This window comes from Paenarthrobacter ureafaciens, from assembly GCF_004028095.1.
GTDB lineage: Bacteria > Actinomycetota > Actinomycetes > Actinomycetales > Micrococcaceae > Arthrobacter > Arthrobacter ureafaciens.
On the sequence record NZ_SBHM01000007.1, the window covers coordinates 2,559,123 to 2,577,360 of the forward strand.

The window sequence follows — 18,238 nt, forward strand, 5'->3', positions numbered from 1 at the left end:
CCAGCTTACGCCCGCGGTGCGGGCCGGGCTGCAGGCGCCTAGGCGAGACGAAAAGCCCCTTCGGCCGGCGTCACAGTGAAGATGTCCGGTGCGGTGTAGCCGGCTTCGGCGAAGGAACGCACGACGGCGTCGCGCACCTTGTGTTCCTCGCCCACCGGTGTCAGGGCGATGGCCGAGCCGCCGAAGCCGCCGCCGGTCATGCGGGTCCCGATGGCCCCGTTGGCACGGGCGGTGTCCACCGCAAGATCGAGTTCCGGGCAAGAGATTTCGAAGTCGTCCCGCATGGACGCATGGCTGGCATCCAGCAGCGGCCCGATGCTGGCCGGTCCTTGGGCGCCAAGCAATTCCACCGTTTGCAGCACCCGGTCGTTTTCGGTCACCACATGCCGGACCCGCCGCATGGTTACCTCATCCAGCAGCCCGGAGGCCGCTTCCAGGTCTTCCACGCCAACATCCCGTAGCGCCGTGACTCCCAGCACCTGGGCGCCGAGTTCACAGGAAGCCCTCCGGGAGGCGTATCCGCCGTCGGCGTGGGAGTGCGAGACCTTCGTGTCGATCACCAGGAGGACCAGTCCGGAAGCCTCGGCGTCGAACGGAACGAGTTCCACGTGCTGGTCCCTGCAGTCAAGGAACACGGCCTGTCCCTTGGCGCCGCGGAGCGAAGCGGACTGGTCCATGATGCCTGTGGGGGCGCCCACAAAGATGTTTTCGGCCCGCTGCGTAGCGAGTACCAGTTCCTCGGCCGGAAGGTTGGCTCCGGTGAGCTCGTTGAGGGCGGTGATGACGGCGCACTCGATCGCGTGCGAGGAGGACAGGCCGGCGCCGAGGGGAACGTCGGAGTCCAGCAGGAGCTCGAAGCCGGGGACGCTGACGCCGCGCTCCTTCAGTGCCCAGGCGACGCCCAAGGGGTAGCGCGACCACCCTTCCCCGGAACCGGGTTCAAGGCCGTCGAGGCTGGCTTCGACCAAACCGTGCCCGCCGAAGGTGGACAGCAAGCGGACCGTTGAATCGTCGCGGACCCGCACAGCCACCTTGGCTGTCTTGTCGATGGCGAACGGCAGAACGAAGCCCTCGTTGTAGTCGGTGTGTTCCCCGATGAGGTTGACCCTCCCCGGTGCTTGCCAGACGCCGTCCGGGACTGTTCCGAATGCTTCATGGAACGCCGCGGTCAGGGTGAAGACATCGGTGCTGGTGGTCATGCGGGGGAGTCCTCCATGGTCTTGGCGGAGGCTGGTGCCACGGCAACGCTGCGCAGGCGGTCAGCCACTGCCTCCGGGGTGGTGTCGTTGATGAATGCGCCCATGGCGGCCTCCGATCCGGCAAGGTACTTCAGCTTATCCGCCGCCCGCCGCGGTGAGGTCAGTTGGAGGTGCAGCTGCCCGGACGGCCGGAGCACCGGGTCCAGCGGGGCCTGGTGCCACGCTGAGATGTAGGGCATGGGCGTTGGGTAGAGGGCATCCAGGCGCTTGAGAAGGTCAAGGTAGACGTGTGCCAACTCTTCCTTTTCCTCGCCCCTGAGGCCCGCCAGATCGGCCACATGGCGGTGGGGGACAAGGTGCACTTCCAGGGGCCACCGCGCCGCGAAGGGAACGTAGGCACTGAAGTGCTTGCCTTCGAGGACCATGCGGCTGCCGTCCTCCCTTTCCGCCCGCAGAAGGGATGCCGCCAGCGTTTCTTTCGCGCCGACATCGTCATAGTAGCGGCGGGCGACCGCACCCAGGTTCGCTGCCCGCGGCGTCACGTACGGGTAGGCGTAAATCTGGCCGTGGGGGTGGTGGAGTGTCACCCCGATGTCCGCACCACGGTTCTCGAACGGGAACACCTGTTTGACGCCGGGCAGGGCGCTGAGGGCTTCAGTCCGTTGAGCCCAGGCTTCGATGACGGTCCGGGCGCGGGTTTCCCCCAGCTCCGCGAAGGATCCTGTGTGCTGCGGGGTGAAGGCGACCACCTCGCAGCGGCCCAATGCCGGTCCCTTGAGTCCATGGCCCCCGGTGGAAGGCGCCGGAGGGATGTCGCCCGCAACCGGTCCCAGGGACGGGAAGCGGTTCTCGAACACCACGACGTCGTAATCAGGTGCCGGGATCTCCGACGGATTCGCCGCCGTGGTGGGGCAAATGGGACATTGGTCGGCCGGCGGCAGATGGGTGCGGCTTTGGCGGTGGGCCGCGATGGCCACCCATTCTCCGGACAACGCGTCGAACCGGACTTCGCCGGGTTCCCCGCGGGGCGGAAGGTCGCGGTGGTCCACCAAAGCCCCTGGCGGGCGCGAGGGGGTTTCCGGGTCATCGAAGTAGATCAACTCGCGGTTGTCCGAGAGGCGGGTGCTGGTAACGCGACGGCTCATGTGGACCATGATTCCACAATCGCCCAAAAACGCATAATTACTAACAAAACTTAACATCGGCCGATGCTGCAGGCCGGACGAGTACGGTATTGCCATGCCCGATTCTTCCGCGCCCCCAGCATCCACTCCCGAAACCGCACCGCGCCGATACGCCACCGGCCGCCAGTTCGAACTCCGGCGAGGTGACGCCGTCGCCGTCGTTACCGAGTTGGCTGCCGGACTGCGGCTCTATGCGCGGGCGGGCGTGCACCTGACCGAAACGTACGGCGACGCGGACATCCCGCCGGGCGGCACGGGAATCACGCTCGCACCGTGGGCAAACCGCATCGAGGACGGTGCGTGGTACCTCGACGGCGAGAAGCAGCAGCTGGACATCACCGAAGTTGCCCGCAACAACGCCAGCCACGGACTGCTCAGGAACACCGGGTACGCCCTGGTGGACGAATCTGAATTCTCCGTCACGCTCGAAGCCGCCGTCTTCCCACAGCACGGGTACCCGTTCCTGGTACGGCACCGCGTCCGTTACGAACTGGACGCGGACATGGACCTTCGCGTCCGGCAAACCCTGGTGAACGACTCGACGGCGGACGCCCCCTTCGTCCTCGGCGCCCACCCCTATCTCCGGATCGGCGAGGTTGCGAGCGAGGACCTCACCCTCACCGTCAAGGCCGGTACGCGCCTGGTAGCCGATGAGCGGCTAATACCCCGCAGCGCAGCTGCGGTGGACGGGGAGTTCGACCTATCGGCAGGCAGAACCGTTGGCGGGCTGGACATCGATGCCTCCTACACGGACCTGGAGTTCGACGGCGGCATCGCGCGGCACACGTTGTCGGCACCGGACGGACGCAGCGTCAGCCTGGTCCATGACCAGAGCGCCGGATACGTCCACGTCTTCGTGACCGACAAGTACCCCGGACGTCCCAAATCGGTGGCCATGGAGCCCATGACCGGTCCTGCCAACGCCTTCAACAGCGGAGACGGGCTGCGCTGGTTGCCGCCGGGCGGTTCGTTCACCATGTCCTGGGGAATCACGGCGGCGCTTTAGCAGGACTTTCCCCGTCCGGGCCGCTCAGTTTCCCATACGGCCCGGGCTACGGAATTATGGGTTCATGACGCCAACACCGGACGCCAAAACCCGTAGTGACCGCCAAATTGCCGAAGATATCCCGTACGGCGTGCGCATAGCAGCAGCCTGGTCATGGCGGGTAGGCCTGATCCTGGTCATGATCGGCATCCTGGTGTGGTTGCTCGGCAAGGTCAGCTTCCTCATCATTCCCGTCATGGTGGCCTCCCTCCTGGCGGGTCTGCTGTACCCGGTGGTGGTGTGGCTCCGCAAGCGGAAGGTACCCAACGGCCTGGCTGTCGCCATCACGGTCCTCGGCTTCATTGGGCTGATCTCCGGTTCGCTGGCTTTGGTGGGCCGTCAGCTTGTTTCCGGGTTCGGGGAATTGTGGCAGGAAGCGCTCGCCGGCATTCAACAGATCCAGACATGGCTTGCTGACGGACCGCTGCACCTGACCGCGGACCAGATCGACCAGTACATTGCCGATGCTGCCAACGCCCTGCAGAACAACAGCAGCAGCATCCTCAGTGGTGCCCTGTCCTTCGGCAGCACCGCCGGGCATTTCGCCGCAGGCCTGGTCCTGGCGCTGTTCATCCTGATCTTCTTCCTCCTCGAGGGCCAGCGGATCTGGGCTTTTCTGGTCCGGCTCCTGCCGAAGAAGGCCCGTGCTGCCACTGACGGAGCCGGGCGGCGCGGTTGGACCTCCATGGTCAACTACGTACGCATCCAGATGTTCGTCGCCTTCGTCGACGCCGTGGGCATCGGCGTCGGTGCCGCCATCATCCAGGTACCACTGGCTCTGCCCTTGGCCGTGCTGGTTTTCATCGGTTCATTCATCCCCGTGGTCGGTGCCCTGGTTACCGGTGCCATCGCCGTGCTGCTTGCCCTGGTGGCCAACGGTCCGGTCAACGCGCTGATCATGTTGGCGATCGTCCTGCTGGTCCAGCAGCTGGAAAGCCACATCCTCCAGCCCCTGGTCATGGGCAAGGCCGTGGCACTGCATCCGGTGGCCGTCATCCTCACTGTGGCTGCTGGTTCCTACCTCGCAGGCATTCCCGGAGCGCTCTTCGCAGTCCCCATCCTCGCCGTAGTAAACACGGCCGTTCGGTACATTGCCGGCCGATCGTGGGAACATGATGGGGGACCGGGTGCCGTGGGGGCTCCAACGGCTGAAGGTTCGCCGGGACCGGACGGTGACTCCAACCTCAAGGACGCGGAGTTGCCCGTAGGTCAATCACGCGGCGCCACCGGTACCGAAAGCAAGGCCAGGGCTTCAGGAAGCATCCCCGAGGAGCGACCCGGAGCCGACACCACAAAAGGAGAATAGTCAGTGAATACCCTCGAAACCCTGCCCGTCACCCTGGACGATGTCCTTAAGGCGCAGGAGCTGCTCGAGGGCATTATTACCAAGACTCCCGTGGAGTCGTCCCGTGCCTTGGGAAGCCTCGTGGGCGGGAACGTCTTCTTCAAGTGTGAAAACCTCCAGCGCGCAGGATCGTTCAAGGTCCGCGGCGCCTATGTCCGGATGGCACGTTTGTCCGAGGAAGAGAAAAAGCGCGGTGTGGTTGCGGCCTCGGCCGGTAACCATGCCCAAGGCGTAGCGGTTGCTGCGAAAAGCCTTGGAATCAAAGCCCGGATCTACATGCCGTTGGGCGTGGCACTGCCCAAGCTGGCCGCCACGCGAAGCCACGGCGCAGAGGTGGTGCTGCACGGCCACAACGTGGACGAGGCACTCGCCGAAGCCGAACGCTACGCCAACGAGACCGGAGCGGTCTTCGTCCATCCCTTCGACAACGTGGACGTCGTAGCGGGACAGGGCACCATCGGCCTGGAGATCCTGGAGCAGATCCCCAACGTTGACACTGTCCTCATGGGCGTCGGCGGTGGCGGACTGCTGGCCGGCGTGGCCGTGGCCATCAAGGCGAAGGCCAAGGAGCTCGGCCGGGAAATCCGCGTCATCGGCGTGCAGGCGGAGAACGCTGCCGCCTATCCGCCGTCCCTGGCCGCCGATGCCTTGGTGCCGCTGAAGAAGGTTTCCACCATGGCGGACGGCATTGCCGTGGGACGGCCGGGACAGTTGCCGTTCAGCATCATCCGCGAGCTGGTGGACGATGTAGTGACGGTCAGCGAGGACTCCCTGGCCCGGGCACTGATCTTCCTGCTAGAACGCGCCAAGATGGTTGTGGAACCGGCCGGTGCCGTGGGCGTAGCCGCACTGCTGGACGGCAAGATCGAGAACCCGGGGAACACCGCCGTCGTACTTTCCGGCGGCAACATCGATCCCATGCTGATGCTGAAAGTCATCCAGCGCGGCTTGTCCGCGGCCGGAAGGTTCATGACTGTCCGAATGATGCTTGACGACCGTCCGGGCTCGCTGGCCACCATCGCCCGGATCATCGCCGAAAACGACGCCAACGTCACCGGGCTGGACCACACCCGCCTGGGCGGCTCGATCAGCATGGGCGATGTGTCCATCACCATCAACCTGGAAACCAAGGGACACGAACACGGCGAACAGGTCCTTGGCGCGCTACGGGCCGAGGGCTTCCAGCCGATCGTGGTGCATTAAGGGGGCGGCATGGTGCTTGGAAGACCTGACGGCTCCAGTGCAGAGACCCGGGAGTCGCTGGCGGCCAGGGCCAGGGGCGGCCTGCTGTTCATGGGCGGCTTCGTGGCACTGCTCTACGCCATCGAGTTCGTGAACACCCTGATGCTGCATGGACTGAACCGCACTTTCGGCCTGCGGTCCCGCACCTTTGACGGCGTCCTGGACATCCTGACGTTTCCTTTGCTGCACGCCAACCTGAACCATCTGTTGTCCAACACCCTGCCCTTGCTGATCTTCGGGTTCCTGGTGTTCCTGGCCGGCCTGCGTGTTTTTATCACTGCCTTGGCGTTCAGCTGGCTGGGTTCGGGCCTGACCGTGTGGCTGATTGGCGGGGGAAGCGTCACAGTGGGCGCCTCCGGCCTGGTGTTCGGCCTGTTCGCGTTCTTGTTGGTCCGCGGGTTCTTCAACCGCAACTGGTGGCAGATCCTGCTGTCCGTTGTGCTGTTCATGGCGTACGGCGGCATCCTCTTCGGAGTGTTGCCCACTGTCATGGGTTTCATCTCCTGGCAGGCCCACCTTGGCGGCGCGATCGGCGGCGTCGTTGCTGCCATCCTCCTTCGCCGCAAGCCCCGGGACACTCCAAGCAGCTCCCGCTTCCCCGTCTGACCCAACTGAGTCGCATTAGTGCGCGTTTTGAGGGCTGAAAACGCGCACTAATGCGACCTGGTTGGGGGAGTCGGGGACGCAAAACGCCGGCCCTCCCACGCAAAGGGGAAGGGCCGGCGTCGTGCTTTAAGCGTTTGGTACTTCAGGCCGAGTACGGCTTGGCGGAAACGATCTCCACCGTGATTTCCTTGCCGTTGGGGGCGGTGTAGCTGAGCTTGTCGCCTTCCTTGTGGCCGATGATGGCGGCGCCCAGCGGGGACTTCTCGCTGAAGACGTCAATATCGGAGTCGCCGGCGATTTCGCGGGAACCGAGCAGGAACCGCTCTTCGTCACCGGCGATCTTGGCGACAACCAGCATGCCGGGCTCGACGATTCCGTCGTCTGCGGGAGCCTCGCCGACCTGGGCGTCGCGCAGGAGCACCGTGAGCTGGCGGATGCGGGCTTCGATCTTGCCCTGCTCTTCCTTGGCTGCGTGGTAGCCGCCGTTTTCCTTAAGGTCGCCTTCCTGGCGTGCGGCTTCGATCTTCTGGACGATTTCCGCCCGGCCAGCGCCGGAAAGGTGGTCCAGCTCAGCCTTCAAGCGGTCGAAAGCTTCCTGGGTAAGCCAAGCTGCTGTGGCGCTGTTGGTGGTAGACACGGATTTCTCCTTTTGATCTGACAAAGCAAAGACCCCGCCGAGGTGGCCACTCGTGAAACTCAGTAACCAACTTAACGGGGTTGAAGGTTTCATCCATTGTAGTAAATCCTTTGGATGAACCCAAACTGGTTGCGTCGCGGGTCACATTTTTGTTATTTACCGCTATCCACGATCCAGCAGTTATCCACTACGCCGGAAACTGCCGGGGATTCCGTGGCCAGGACCGTCCGCTGGGCAGTGGTCCGCCCGCCGTCCGCGTCCTGCTCCGGATTGTTGGGACCAATTTCCACGACCTTCCAACCCACCACGGCAAACTTGGAATCCATGGCCTTGATGGCACACTTGGCGGTTGCTGAAGGGGACTTGCTGACCTGGTAGTCCACCTCGGCCTGCGTCCCGTCCACAGTGCTGTAGCCGATGTCCTTGAACGTCACAGGGGCAGTGGCGGATCCGGTGGCAACGTAGGCGGCGAAGCCGATGCCCACCACCAGGGCGCCAATGACGATGTTTCGCTTGGCCTTCCGGCTCAGGCCGCGCTTTTGACCGCCGTAGCGATTGGCTAGGCTGTTGCTTGCCGGAAATTCGGTGGCCGATGGATCCTCAGAAGTCACCCATCCAGTTTAGTGCCGATCCCGGCACCGCCGGCACAGCCTGCATCGCAACACCATGGAAGAGGAGCCGTCCCGTGACCGCGTCCAGCACTTCGGAGCAGCTTCGGTTGCTCGCCGTCCACGCACACCCGGACGATGAGTCCAGCAAAGGTGCGGCGACCATGGCAATGTATGCCGCCAACGGCGTCGAGGTCATGGTAGCCACGTGCACGGACGGCTCACGCGGTGATATCCAGAACCCCGCCATGGAGGACGCTCCGCATCCCAAGCGGGATATGGCAGGGGCGCGCCGGCTGGAAATGGCCAACGCGGCCGCCGTCCTGGGCATCCGCCAACGGTGGCTCGGTTTCGTCGACTCCGGGCTGCCGGAAGGCGATCCGCTTCCCGCGCTTCCGCCGGGATGCTTCGCGTTGCAGCCGCTGGAGCGGGCCACTGCGCCATTGGTCCGGTTGGTCCGGGACTTCAAGCCGCACGTGATCATCAGCTACGACGAGAACGGCGGGTACCCCCACCCGGACCACATCATGGCCCACAAGGTCGCAGTTGAGGCCTTCGAAGCAGCAGGTGACCCCGCCAGGTATCCGGGCATCGGCGAACCGTGGCAGCCAAGCAAGCTGTACTACGATCGCGCTTTCAGCCCCGAGCGTTTCCGCGCCCTGCACTTCGCTTTGGAAGAGGCCGGCCTGCAGTCGCCGTACGCGGAAAGGCTCGCAGCGTGGTTGGAAGCCGACGCCGAAGGCCACACTCCGCCGGCTGCGGCCCATCAGACCACCACCCAGATCGACTGCGGGGACTTCTTCGGGAAGCGGGATGAGGCACTGAAGGCCCACAAGACCCAGATCGACCCCGTGGGTTTCTTCTTCGCGGTGTCTTCGGACTTCCAACGCACGGTGTGGCCGTGGGAGGACTACACGCTCATCCAGTCAAAGGTGGAATCGGAACTGCCGGAAAAGGATCTCTTCGCGGGGATAAGATAGGGAGAGCCGGCTTTCTATCGTTTGTAGAAGTTGCCCGGACGCCCCCAGGCTTCCAGTTCCGCCCGGACCGGTATGCATCAACTCCCATAGAAGGTTTGAACGTGCACCACTTGCTCCTCGCCCTGACCGTCAGCCCGTCGCCCGATCCCACCGGCACGCTGCGCCCGGGCCTGTCCGAGGACCAGGTGACGCCGGGAACGTGGGGTTTCGTCCTCACGGCATTCATCGTCATCCTCACCACCTTCCTGATCGTGGACATGGTCCGCCGGATCCGCCGCGTGCGTTACCGGGCACAGGTGGAAGAGGCCCGCTTGGCCGCGGAGGCAGGACCTTCGAGCAACGAGAACGGCAATGACGCTCCCGGGTCACGCTGACCGCCCGGAAGCACCATGGCCCGGCGCATCCAACGCGCTGGGCTCCGAGCCCTCTGCCTATCTGCGCCAGCATGCCGGCAATCCGGTGTTTTGGCGTCCCTTTGGTGACGAAGCCTTCGCCTTGGCCGCCTCCCGGGATGTTCCCGTCTTCCTTTCCATCGGATATGCGGCCTGCCACTGGTGCCATGTCATGGCCCACGAGTCGTTCGAAGACCAGGACACTGCCGACTACCTGAACGCGCACTTCGTCCCGGTCAAGGTGGACCGCGAAGAGCGTCCCGACGTCGATTCGGTGTACATGGCCGCCACCCAGGCAATCAGCGGGGAGGGCGGCTGGCCGATGTCGGTCTTCCTCACCCCGGATGGTTTGGCCTTCCATGCCGGCACATACTTCCCGCCCGTGCCGCTGCCGGGCAGGCCCTCCTTCAGGAACGTCCTGGAGGCCGTCCATGAAGCCTGGGTGGAGCGTCGCGATGCCGTCGAGCAGAACGCCAGGGGGCTCGCCGCCAGTATGGGCAGCGCCCAGCTGAGTGCTGCCGTGAGGCTGGACGGCCCGCCCGAAACGCTCGACGCCGGGCTGCTGTCCGAGGCTGTCGGCGCGTTGGCGAGGTCGGAAGACCCCGACGCCGGCGGGTTCGGCACCGCCCCCAAATTCCCGCCGTCGGCCGTCCTTGAATTCCTGATCCGCCATGCCGCGGTGCCCTCGGATACCGCCGAAGCCGCCCGCGACATGGCCGGCCGGGCCTTGGCCGCCATGGCGCGGTCCGCCCTGCGGGACCAGCTCGACGGCGGTTTTGCCCGGTATTCGGTGACGGCGGACTGGTCCGTGCCGCACTTTGAAAAGATGCTGTACGACAACGCCCAGCTCCTGCGCGTGTACACCCACTGGGTGCGACTGGGCGGGAACCCGGTTATCGGCGCTGCGGAGGCCGCTGAGGTTGCCACCGGCTGCGCCGACTGGATGCTCGACTCCCTGGCACTGGAAGGTGGCGCGCTGGCGTCGTCGTTGGACGCCGACACGGTGGTTGACGGCGTGCACCACGAGGGCGCGGCGTACCTGTGGACGCCGGAGACCTTGAGTGGGGTCCTGGGCCCCGGGGATGCAGCCGCAGTAGGTGCCCTGATGAACGTGTCCCCTGAGGGCACGGTGTCCGGTTTGGGTTCGCCGCTGCATCCCGGACGCGCGTTCGGCGAAGTGGAGCAGGCCTTGTGGGAACGCGTCCGGCCGGCACTCCTGGCAGCGCGGAATCAGCGGAATCAGCCCGCCCGCGACAACAAGGTGGTGGCAGGCTGGAATGGCTTGGCGGTAGCGGCCCTGGCGGAAGCCGGTGCTGTGATGGGCAGGACGGACTACGTGGACGCGGCAGAAAACATCGCCACGTATCTGGAGCGCGTGCACTGGAACGCTCCGGACCGGCTCCTCACCAGGGTCTCGCATGAATCCGTGGCCCGGGGAATCGGAGGCTTGCTGGAGGACTACGCCTTCTGCGCCGAGGGACTCTTCGCGCTCTACGCAGTCACGGGCAGGACGCGGTGGTACGCGCTCGCCGAAAGCCTGGTGCTGGCAGCGGCAGACCACTTTGTGGAGGACGGGAAGCTGGCTGATTCGGCAGGGGAGTCCGCCCAGGTATTCAACGCCCAAGGGCAGCAAACGTCCTTGGATCCGTTCGACAACGCCGCCCCAAGCGGAGCTTCGGCCTTTGCAGGGGCGCTGCTGAGCTACGCGGCGTACTCCGGCTCCCATGCCCACCGGCTGATGGCAGGCAACATCCTCGGGTTGCTCCCACCGCTGGCCGTTCGTGCACCCCGCGTGGCAGGGTGGCTCCTGGCCACGGCGCAAGCCGCACTTGCCGGGCCGGTGGAAGCCGCCGTCGTTGGTCCCGCTTCGCCGGCACGGGCGGAACTGCACGCCTCGCTGCTGGGCTCGCCAAGCCCGGGCATGGTGGTGGCGCTGCAGTCCGATGACGACGGGGGGTCCCCGGCTGCCGGCGTCGAGGTGCCTTTGTTACAGCACCGTTCAGGGGCTGCAGACGGCTCTCCCCGGGTGTATCTCTGCCGGGACATGGTGTGTGAGCGCCCCCTGCAAACGGCGGCTGAGGTGGAAGTCCGGCTGGCGGCGATGACTAGCTGAGCACGGCAATCATGATCGCGATGAAGTGGGAGGCGAAGCCAAACACCGTGAAGGCGTGGAACAGCTCATGGAAACCGAAGTGGGTGGCGCTGAAATTGGGTTTCTTAAGGCCGTAGAACACTGCTCCGGCGATGTAGAAGGTCCCGCCCACGCATATCAGAATCGCTGCTGCGGCATTCGCGGTGAAGAACTGCGGAAGGTAGAACAAGGCCCCACAGCCGAGTGCAATGTAGACAGGGACGTAAAGCCACCTCGGGGCATGGGTCCAGATGACCCGGAAGAGGACGCCTGCGATGGCGGCGAACCAAATAATCCACAGGAGCGTTACGGCTTGGGAGCGTTCCAGCAGGGACCAGGCGAGCGGCGTGTAGCTGCCGGCAATCACCAGCATGATGTTGGTGTGGTCCAGCCTTTTGAGGACCATCCTGGCAGTCGGGGCCCAGTTGCCGCGGTGGTAGACCGCGCTCACGCCAAACAGGAGGACCCCCGTCAGGGCGTAGATACCGGAGGTGATTTTGCGGTCCACGGTAGGGGCCAGTACCACCAAAACGATTCCCGCGGCCAAGGCAAAAGGCGTGGCTACGGCGTGGATCCAACCGCGCCACAGCGGCTTGTCATTGAGCAGTTCGACCATCTTTCCAGCATAACTTACGCTTCGGTAAGTTACTGGCCGGTAACAGATCCATGGCTTCACTCCGGAGTGCTGCCTGCACTGGCCGGGCTGTCCGGGCAGGTAGCCTTGACTGTGCGCGGTTGATCGAAAACAGGCGGTTGATCGAAACAGGCGGTTGATCGAAAACAGCAAGGAAGTCAGGTGAGAGTCCGGTGGAACTGCCCGGTTTCCTCTATGGCTTCTATGAGCGCCGCCTCCTCAAATCCCTGGACCATGAAAGAATTCCGCGTCACATAGGCGTCATGGTCGACGGCAACCGCAGGTGGGCCAGGCAGTTCAACGCCCCAACAAGCCAGGGCCACCAAGCGGGCGCGGACAAAATCCACGAGTTCCTTGGCTGGTGCCAGGAACTCGGAGTCAAGGTAGTCACCCTCTACATGCTGTCCACGGACAACATGAACCGCTCGGGGGAGGAACTCGACCTCCTGATGGGCATCATCGCCAACACCATGGACCGGCTGGATGAAAACGCCGACATCTCCGTCCATGCCATGGGCGCACCGGAGCTCCTGCCCGATTACCTCGCTGAACGCCTCAACAAGCTGACAGCCAGGACGCCTGTCCACGAGAAGATCCACGTCAATGTCGCTGTGGGCTACGGGGGCCGCCGCGAAATCGTCGACGCCGTCCGCGAACTTTTGCACGACGCCGTCGCCAAGGGCCGGAACATGGCCGACGTGGCGGACGAGCTGTCGGTGGACGACATCTCCCGCTTCCTTTACACCCGTGGCCAGCCGGACCCGGACCTGGTCATCCGGACCTCGGGCGAACAGAGGCTCTCCGGCTTCCTGATGTGGCAGAGCGCCTACAGCGAGTTCTACTTCTGTGAAGCCCTGTGGCCCGCCTTCCGCAAGGTCGACTTCCTGCGCGCCCTCCGCGATTACGCAGGCCGCCAGCGGCGTTTCGGTTCCTAGCACCACACTGCAGGCCTGGTCCTCGGTAGCCGGGACATCCGGTTTACGAAAAATTCATCCTCCCGACCCGCGACTTGCCGGGGGAGGACCACGGAAATGATTGTGGGCGGGATTACGTTATTCCCATCAGCAGGCAAAACCGCCCGCTGATCGGGGAGGCCAGTAGATGGAGCGGAACATCGCACCAGTTACAGGGGAGGCCATGCCCGGCCTTCCGGCCGAGCCGCTTTCACCATAAGGCCGGGCAAACGCCCGGGGCTGGAGTCGATGTGGCTATTTCAGAGCAACTGCCCGCAATGGTTTCCGACGGGGAAAGTGCAGCTACCTCCCGCGCCAAGCGCGCCACCAAAGGGACAATAAGCGCCGCGTCACCCACTGGCCACAGCTACGTCATCGACACTTCCGTGCTTCTCTCCGATCCGCACGCCCTGCTGCGCTTCGCCGAGCACGAGGTGATCGTTCCGATCGTGGTCATCAGCGAGTTGGAAGGCAAACGCCACGATCCCGAGCTGGGGTACTTTGCCCGCAAGGCATTGAGGCTCCTCGATGACCTCCGGATCGAGCACGGCGGCCTGGACCACGCCATCCCCATAGGCTCGGAGGGCGGGATGCTGCGCGTCGAACTGAACCACATCTCCCCGGACGTGCTCCCCGCGGGTTTCCGCGGCGGCGACAACGACAGCCGGATCCTGGCCGTGGCCAAGAACCTGGCCAATGAAGGACGCAACGTCACAGTCGTTTCCAAAGACCTGCCGATGCGGGTCAAGGCATCAGCCATGGGCCTCCAGGCTGACGAGTACCGCAACGAACTGGTCAAGGACTCAGGCTGGACCGGCATGGCCGAGATCGAGGCCAACGAGCAGGAGATCAGCACCCTCTACGGCCACGAACCCGTCTTCATCCCGGCGGCCGCGGAATTGCCCGTCAACACCGGGCTGGTGCTCCTCTCCAACCGTGGCTCGGCCCTCGGCAGGGTTGGCCACGACAAGCAGGTGCGGCTCGTCAAGGGCGATCGCGACGTCTTCGGATTGCACGGCCGCTCCGCCGAACAGCGGCTGGCCATCGACCTCCTCATGGACCCCTCCGTCGGCATCGTGTCGATCGGCGGACGCGCCGGCACGGGCAAGTCGGCTTTGGCACTGTGTGCCGGCCTGGAAGCAGTCCTGGAACGCCGTGAGCACCGCAAAGTCGTCGTCTTCCGCCCGCTCTACGCGGTGGGCGGCCAGGAGCTGGGCTACCTCCCGGGCTCCGAGTCGGAAAAGATGAACCCGTGGGCCCAGGCCGTGTTCGACACCCTCGGCGCCTTGGTCAGCGAAGAGGTCGTCGAAGAAGTCATGGACCGCGGGATGCTCGAGGTACTTCCCCTCACGCACATCCGTGGCCGCTCGCTGCACGACGCCTTCGTGATCGTTGATGAGGCCCAGTCCTTGGAGAAGAACGTGCTCCTGACGGTCATGAGCCGCATAGGGCAGAACTCCAAGATTGTCCTCACGCACGACGTTGCCCAGCGCGACAACCTCCGCGTCGGCAGGCACGACGGTGTGGCCGCCGTCGTCGAAACGTTCAAGGGCCATCCGCTGTTCGGCCACATCACCCTCACCCGCTCCGAGCGTTCACCGATCGCGGCGCTCGTAACGGACTTGCTCGAAGGGGCAGAAATCTAACCCCATCGACGCTGTGACCCCATGATGGCGAAGGCCAGACATCCTCTGCGTGCTAGCTCGTACCTCGCTTTTGACGCACGCTGCCGGATGCCTGGCCTTCGCCTCGCCGTCAGAGACCCAGGTAGGTTTTCAGCCCTTCGTGGCCTTGGACTTTGAGGGGCCAGTCGGGGCGTTTGAAGGTGGGTGGGGTGAGGCGGACCCTTTGGACTTCCTCTACCTCGGTGCCCCAGGAGTCCCGGAAGAGACCGTTGGGTTCGTAGCCGAGACTGGTGGAGACGCCCAGGGACTGTTTGTTCCAGGCGGCAGCTTCGGATTCGGCGACGTCGGCGCCCAGGTAATCGAACGCGAAGCTCACGACGGCGGCGCGCATCTCCTTGCCGATGCCGCGGCCCTGAGCCGCTTGCTTGAGCCAGGACCCGGTGCTGACCGTTTTGAGGACGGCGAGGTTCCTGGCCCCAAGGTCCTGGACGCCAAGGAATTCACCGTCCTGCCAAACGCCCAGCAGGAGCGTCCATGAATCGCGGGTGAAGCCGGCACGGCAGCGCCAGTACCACTGGGCCATGTTCGGTGCCAGCTCGTCCTCCGGTAGCTCCGCCCACGGGGTGCTGAACGGGCTCTTGCCCGGCTGGTGGACGCCGGAACGGGCAGCCGCGACGGCAGCCGGGATGTCGGCGTCGAGAATTGGCCGCAAAGTCAGCCGCGGTGTGGCCAATGTGAGGGCGAAAGGGGGCCAGATGTCTGCCAACCAGGTCATCGCCGTAGTCTAGCCAAGCTTCGCGTTCGGCGTGGTCAGGCTGCGGGGCCGATGTCCCAAGGGATGTGCCGGCGGACGTCAGTGAGGTTCATGGACTCGGCCAGGAAAAGGTCGTCCAGCATGTACTCGTCAACGCCCAGGATCTTGAGCCAATGACCTTTTCCTGCCGAATCGCCGTCGAGCGACCGGCTCGCGACGCAAACGCCCGTCTGGATATCCATGAGGATGAGCGTGCGGCCCGGATGCGCCAAAGGCTGGTCCGGGTCCAAGGGGCGGTATGTCCGGCCGCGGGTGACAATGGCCTCCAAAGCCGGGCGGCCCTCATGGTCCACCTCGCGCGGCTCCGGAAAGGAGACCGGGTTGGACTCGGGAAACTCCAAGGGCACGGGGGCATTGCCCGCCAACTCCACGGGGTCCAGCGCCGCCGCCAGCCTGCCGTTGCCGAACGACGGTTCACCGTAGGCCGCTTCCGGCCGCCGCTGCACCAGGCCGGCGCTGTCATAGACAGGGGTCACCAGATGCGGAGGCAGGAGCCATGAACGGCGTGTGGAGCTGACGTAGAACTCATCCTTGGAGTCGTTGATGCCGGTGGTGCTGTAGAGCAGCTTGCCGTCGGGGCTCTCCAGCCTCAGTGCCCCCGGACGCCTCAACCAGGCACGGACCATGGCAGCGCCCGTTCCCGGCAGTTCGAGATATTCGAAACGCAGGCTTGTCCATCTCCACGGTGAAGAGCGGCACAGGTTCCGGAACCCCATATCCACAGTGTACCCAGTGGTGCAATCCGGTCCCGGGCCCAATCCGCGGTAGCATCCGATGGTGATTCGACGACTTGCCGAGCTCTGGACCGCCAGCCCTTTTGGATTCTGGCTGGTGCTGCTGGCATGCCTGTTCTTCCTGGTCATGGCAGCGCGGCTGACCGTGATCGATATCCGAAGCCACCTTTTGCCCAACCGCATCGTCTTTCCCTCCTACGGAGTGGCAGGGGTTCTGCTTCCGGGCGCTGCGGTAGTCGCCGCCATAGGGGGTGCGGACAGGGACCTCGGCGCACCCCTCTTCGGCGTGCCTGGCCTCAATGTCCTTGCCGGAGGTGCGGCTCTGTGGCTGTTCTACTTCCTGCTGCGCACCGTCTACCCGCCGGGCATGGGGTTCGGGGACGTCAAGCTTGCAGGGGTGCTCGGCCTGTACCTGGGGTACCTGGGATGGGGGCACGTCTTCGCGGGCACGTTCGCGGCGTTCCTCCTGGGCGGACTGTGGGGATTGGTAGTCCTGGTGGCGCGCCGGGCCAATCTTGGCTCCGCTATTCCGTTCGGTCCGTTCATGCTGGCCGGCGCGGCCGCCGCCATGGTGGTTTTGCCGGCTTGATCCCACACAGAACGACGACGGCCGGCCACCTCCCGTGCGGGAAGGCAACCGGCCGTCGTCGTACTCATGCCTCGCCGGAGGCGGCGGGGACTATGCCTTGTGCGCCGGGGCGGTCATGGTGGTGACATCCAGGGCCTTGTCCAGGTCCTCCTCGGAGACCTTGCCTTCGCCCTCACCCACGAAGCCAAGCTGTTCCGTGGCCTGGCGGACGGTCAAGCCGTCCTTGACGGCGAGCTTGGCGATCTTCGCGGCGTTCTCGTAACCGATGTACTTGTTCAGCGGGGTCACGATCGAGGGGGAGGCCTCGGCCAGGAAGCGTGCGCGCTCGACGTTGGCGGTGATGCCGTCGATCATCTTGTCGGCCATGACGCGGCTGGTGTTGGCCAGCAAGCGGATGGACTCAAGCAGGTTGGCGGCCATGACGGGGATGCCGACGTTGAGCTCGAAAGCGCCGTTGGTGCCGGACCATGCAATGGCGGTGTCGTTGCCGATGACCTGGGCGCACACCATGATGGACGCCTCGCAGATCACCGGGTTGACCTTGCCCGGCATGATCGAGGAGCCCGGCTGCAGGTCCGGAATCGCGATTTCGCCGAGGCCGGTGTTGGGGCCGGATCCCATCCAGCGGAGGTCATTGTTGATCTTCATGAAGGAGATCGCAATGTTGCGCAGCTGGCTGGAGCCCTCGATGAGGCCGTCGCGGTTGGCCTGGGCTTCGAAGTGGTCGCGGGCCTCGGTGAGGGGCAGGCCCGTGTCGGCTGCGAGGAGTTCAATGACGCGTTCCGGGAAGCCTGCCGGAGTGTTGATGCCGGTGCCCACGGCCGTGCCGCCCAGGGGAACCTCGGCAACGCGGGGGAGTGCGGCGTTGATGCGCTCAATGCCGTAGCGGACCTGGGCTGCGTAGCCGCCGAACTCCTGGCCGAGCGTGACCGGGGTGGCGTCCATGAGGTGCGTACGGCCGGACTTGACGACGTCCTGGAATTCAGCGGCTTTGCGCTCAAGCGATGCTGCCAGGTACTCCAACGCCGGGATCAGGTCGTTCATCAGGGCGGAGGTGGCGGCAACGTGCACGGAGGTCGGGAAGACGTCGTTGGAGGACTGGGAAGCGTTGACGTGGTCGTTGGGGTGGACCACCTTGTCGCTGCCGGCAGCGGAGAGAGCACGAGAAGCGAGTTCGGCGATGACCTCGTTGGTGTTCATGTTGGACGACGTGCCCGAACCGGTCTGGAAAACATCAATCGGGAAGTCGCCGTCGTACTTGCCGGTGGCAACCTCATCGGCTGCAGCCGCGATAGCCTCGGCGAGCTCGCCATCGAGCACCCCCAGTTCGGCGTTCGCGAGTGCAGCAGCCTTCTTGACGCGGGCAAGGGCCTCAATGTGCGCACGTTCCAGGGTCTTGCCGGAAATCGGGAAGTTCTCCACGGCGCGCTGCGTCTGGGCGCGGTACAGGGCGTTCACGGGGACGCGAACTTCGCCCATGGTGTCATGTTCAATACGGAACTCAGTGGTGGAAGTCATGG

18 protein-coding genes are annotated in these 18,238 nt (G+C 64.8%); 10 read left to right on the forward strand and 8 right to left on the reverse strand.

Going from position 1 to position 18,238, the window contains the following annotated elements; genetic code table 11:
- Window positions 1–38 precede the first annotated feature (38 nt).
- Together galK and galT are read right to left on the reverse strand one after the other, a co-directional pair.
- Window positions 39–1,199 carry a galactokinase gene (galK, locus tag AUR_RS16170; protein WP_062095686.1) on the reverse strand — a complete coding sequence of 387 codons (1,161 nt, stop codon included), beginning with the start codon at window positions 1,197–1,199 and terminating at the stop codon, window positions 39–41.
- Window positions 1,196–2,344: a galactose-1-phosphate uridylyltransferase gene (galT, locus tag AUR_RS16175; RefSeq protein WP_373325311.1), complete on the reverse strand. Its 1,149-nt coding sequence runs from the start codon at window positions 2,342–2,344 to the stop codon at window positions 1,196–1,198. The genes galK and galT overlap by 4 nt, the downstream gene beginning before the upstream one ends.
- A 94-nt stretch (window positions 2,345–2,438) precedes the next feature.
- Between galT and AUR_RS16180 the strand changes: the two genes are divergently transcribed.
- The 4 genes from AUR_RS16180 (at window position 2,439) to AUR_RS16195 (ending at window position 6,621) form a co-directional block, all read left to right on the forward strand.
- A complete protein-coding gene (locus AUR_RS16180) occupies window positions 2,439–3,389 on the forward strand; it encodes an aldose 1-epimerase family protein (RefSeq protein WP_062095690.1) in 951 nt (316 codons plus the stop codon).
- Window positions 3,390–3,453: 64 nt separating this feature from the next.
- Complete coding sequence (locus AUR_RS16185; protein WP_062095693.1) at window positions 3,454–4,734, forward strand: AI-2E family transporter; 1,281 nt, start codon at window positions 3,454–3,456, stop codon at window positions 4,732–4,734.
- A 3-nt stretch (window positions 4,735–4,737) separates the two neighbouring features.
- The gene (gene ilvA, locus AUR_RS16190) at window positions 4,738–5,976 is read left to right on the forward strand and encodes a threonine ammonia-lyase (RefSeq protein WP_062095695.1); all 1,239 of its coding nucleotides are present in this window, start codon (window positions 4,738–4,740) and stop codon (window positions 5,974–5,976) included.
- Between the two features lie 9 nt (window positions 5,977–5,985).
- The gene (locus AUR_RS16195; RefSeq protein ID WP_062095698.1) at window positions 5,986–6,621 is read left to right on the forward strand and encodes a rhomboid family intramembrane serine protease; all 636 of its coding nucleotides are present in this window, start codon (window positions 5,986–5,988) and stop codon (window positions 6,619–6,621) included.
- Window positions 6,622–6,763: 142 nt separating this feature from the next.
- Here AUR_RS16195 and greA read toward each other — a convergent pair whose 3' ends face one another.
- Together greA and AUR_RS16205 are read right to left on the reverse strand one after the other, a co-directional pair.
- A complete protein-coding gene (gene greA, locus AUR_RS16200) occupies window positions 6,764–7,258 on the reverse strand; it encodes a transcription elongation factor GreA (protein WP_021471507.1) in 495 nt (164 codons plus the stop codon).
- A 152-nt stretch (window positions 7,259–7,410) separates the two neighbouring features.
- Entirely contained in the window at window positions 7,411–7,869 is a 459-nt protein-coding gene (locus AUR_RS16205) for a DUF4307 domain-containing protein (RefSeq protein ID WP_021471506.1), read from the reverse strand.
- Between the two features lie 74 nt (window positions 7,870–7,943).
- Here AUR_RS16205 and mca point away from each other — a divergent pair, with 74 nt between their 5' ends.
- The 3 genes from mca (at window position 7,944) to AUR_RS16220 (ending at window position 11,351) form a co-directional block, all read left to right on the forward strand.
- A complete protein-coding gene (gene mca / locus AUR_RS16210) occupies window positions 7,944–8,846 on the forward strand; it encodes a mycothiol conjugate amidase Mca (protein ID WP_062095700.1) in 903 nt (300 codons plus the stop codon).
- Between the two features lie 101 nt (window positions 8,847–8,947).
- Window positions 8,948–9,220, forward strand: coding sequence for a hypothetical protein (locus AUR_RS16215; protein WP_062099066.1), 273 nt, complete (start codon window positions 8,948–8,950; stop codon window positions 9,218–9,220).
- Complete coding sequence (locus AUR_RS16220; protein WP_062095703.1) at window positions 9,198–11,351, forward strand: thioredoxin domain-containing protein; 2,154 nt, start codon at window positions 9,198–9,200, stop codon at window positions 11,349–11,351. Before AUR_RS16215 ends, AUR_RS16220 begins: the two co-directional genes overlap by 23 nt.
- On the opposite strand, the gene trhA is transcribed toward AUR_RS16220, so the two are convergent.
- Window positions 11,344–11,985, reverse strand: a complete 642-nt coding sequence (gene trhA, locus AUR_RS16225; protein ID WP_062095705.1) for a PAQR family membrane homeostasis protein TrhA — start codon at window positions 11,983–11,985, stop codon at window positions 11,344–11,346. The two genes, AUR_RS16220 and trhA, sit on opposite strands and share 8 nt — an antisense overlap.
- Before the next feature lie 191 nt (window positions 11,986–12,176).
- Here trhA and AUR_RS16230 point away from each other — a divergent pair, with 191 nt between their 5' ends.
- Window positions 12,177–12,938: an isoprenyl transferase gene (locus tag AUR_RS16230; RefSeq protein WP_021471501.1), complete on the forward strand. Its 762-nt coding sequence runs from the start codon at window positions 12,177–12,179 to the stop codon at window positions 12,936–12,938.
- A gap of 74 nt (window positions 12,939–13,012) precedes the next feature.
- A complete protein-coding gene (locus tag AUR_RS16235; protein ID WP_373325312.1) occupies window positions 13,013–14,602 on the forward strand; it encodes a PhoH family protein in 1,590 nt (529 codons plus the stop codon).
- A 109-nt stretch (window positions 14,603–14,711) separates the two neighbouring features.
- Here AUR_RS16235 and AUR_RS16240 read toward each other — a convergent pair whose 3' ends face one another.
- Window positions 14,712–15,356 (reverse strand): GNAT family N-acetyltransferase, encoded by a 645-nt coding sequence (locus tag AUR_RS16240; RefSeq protein WP_062095708.1) that lies wholly within the window; start codon window positions 15,354–15,356, stop codon window positions 14,712–14,714.
- Window positions 15,357–15,391: 35 nt separating this feature from the next.
- Window positions 15,392–16,111 (reverse strand): hypothetical protein, encoded by a 720-nt coding sequence (locus AUR_RS16245; protein ID WP_062095711.1) that lies wholly within the window; start codon window positions 16,109–16,111, stop codon window positions 15,392–15,394.
- A 61-nt stretch (window positions 16,112–16,172) separates the two neighbouring features.
- On the opposite strand from AUR_RS16245, the gene AUR_RS16250 reads away from it, so the two are divergent.
- Window positions 16,173–16,718 carry a prepilin peptidase gene (locus tag AUR_RS16250; RefSeq protein ID WP_062099069.1) on the forward strand — a complete coding sequence of 182 codons (546 nt, stop codon included), beginning with the start codon at window positions 16,173–16,175 and terminating at the stop codon, window positions 16,716–16,718.
- Between the two features lie 90 nt (window positions 16,719–16,808).
- Here AUR_RS16250 and AUR_RS16255 read toward each other — a convergent pair whose 3' ends face one another.
- A complete protein-coding gene (locus tag AUR_RS16255) occupies window positions 16,809–18,236 on the reverse strand; it encodes a class II fumarate hydratase (protein WP_062095713.1) in 1,428 nt (475 codons plus the stop codon).
- Window positions 18,237–18,238 lie beyond the last annotated feature (2 nt).

Excerpts from the sequence above, each read along its gene's own strand:
- galK (WP_062095686.1), bottom strand. The coding sequence starts at position 1,199 with ATGACCACCAGCACCGATGTCTTCACCCTGACCGCGGCGTTCCATGAA.
- galT (WP_373325311.1), bottom strand. The coding sequence starts at position 2,344 with ATGAGCCGTCGCGTTACCAGCACCCGCCTCTCGGACAACCGCGAGTTG.
- AUR_RS16180 (WP_062095690.1), top strand. The coding sequence starts at position 2,439 with ATGCCCGATTCTTCCGCGCCCCCAGCATCCACTCCCGAAACCGCACCG.
- AUR_RS16185 (WP_062095693.1), top strand. The coding sequence starts at position 3,454 with ATGACGCCAACACCGGACGCCAAAACCCGTAGTGACCGCCAAATTGCC.
- AUR_RS16195 (WP_062095698.1), top strand. The coding sequence starts at position 5,986 with ATGGTGCTTGGAAGACCTGACGGCTCCAGTGCAGAGACCCGGGAGTCG.
- AUR_RS16220 (WP_062095703.1), top strand. The coding sequence starts at position 9,198 with ATGACGCTCCCGGGTCACGCTGACCGCCCGGAAGCACCATGGCCCGGC.
- trhA (WP_062095705.1), bottom strand. The coding sequence starts at position 11,985 with ATGGTCGAACTGCTCAATGACAAGCCGCTGTGGCGCGGTTGGATCCAC.
- AUR_RS16240 (WP_062095708.1), bottom strand. The coding sequence starts at position 15,356 with ATGACCTGGTTGGCAGACATCTGGCCCCCTTTCGCCCTCACATTGGCC.
- AUR_RS16245 (WP_062095711.1), bottom strand. The coding sequence starts at position 16,111 with ATGGGGTTCCGGAACCTGTGCCGCTCTTCACCGTGGAGATGGACAAGC.
- AUR_RS16255 (WP_062095713.1), bottom strand. The coding sequence starts at position 18,236 with ATGACTTCCACCACTGAGTTCCGTATTGAACATGACACCATGGGCGAA.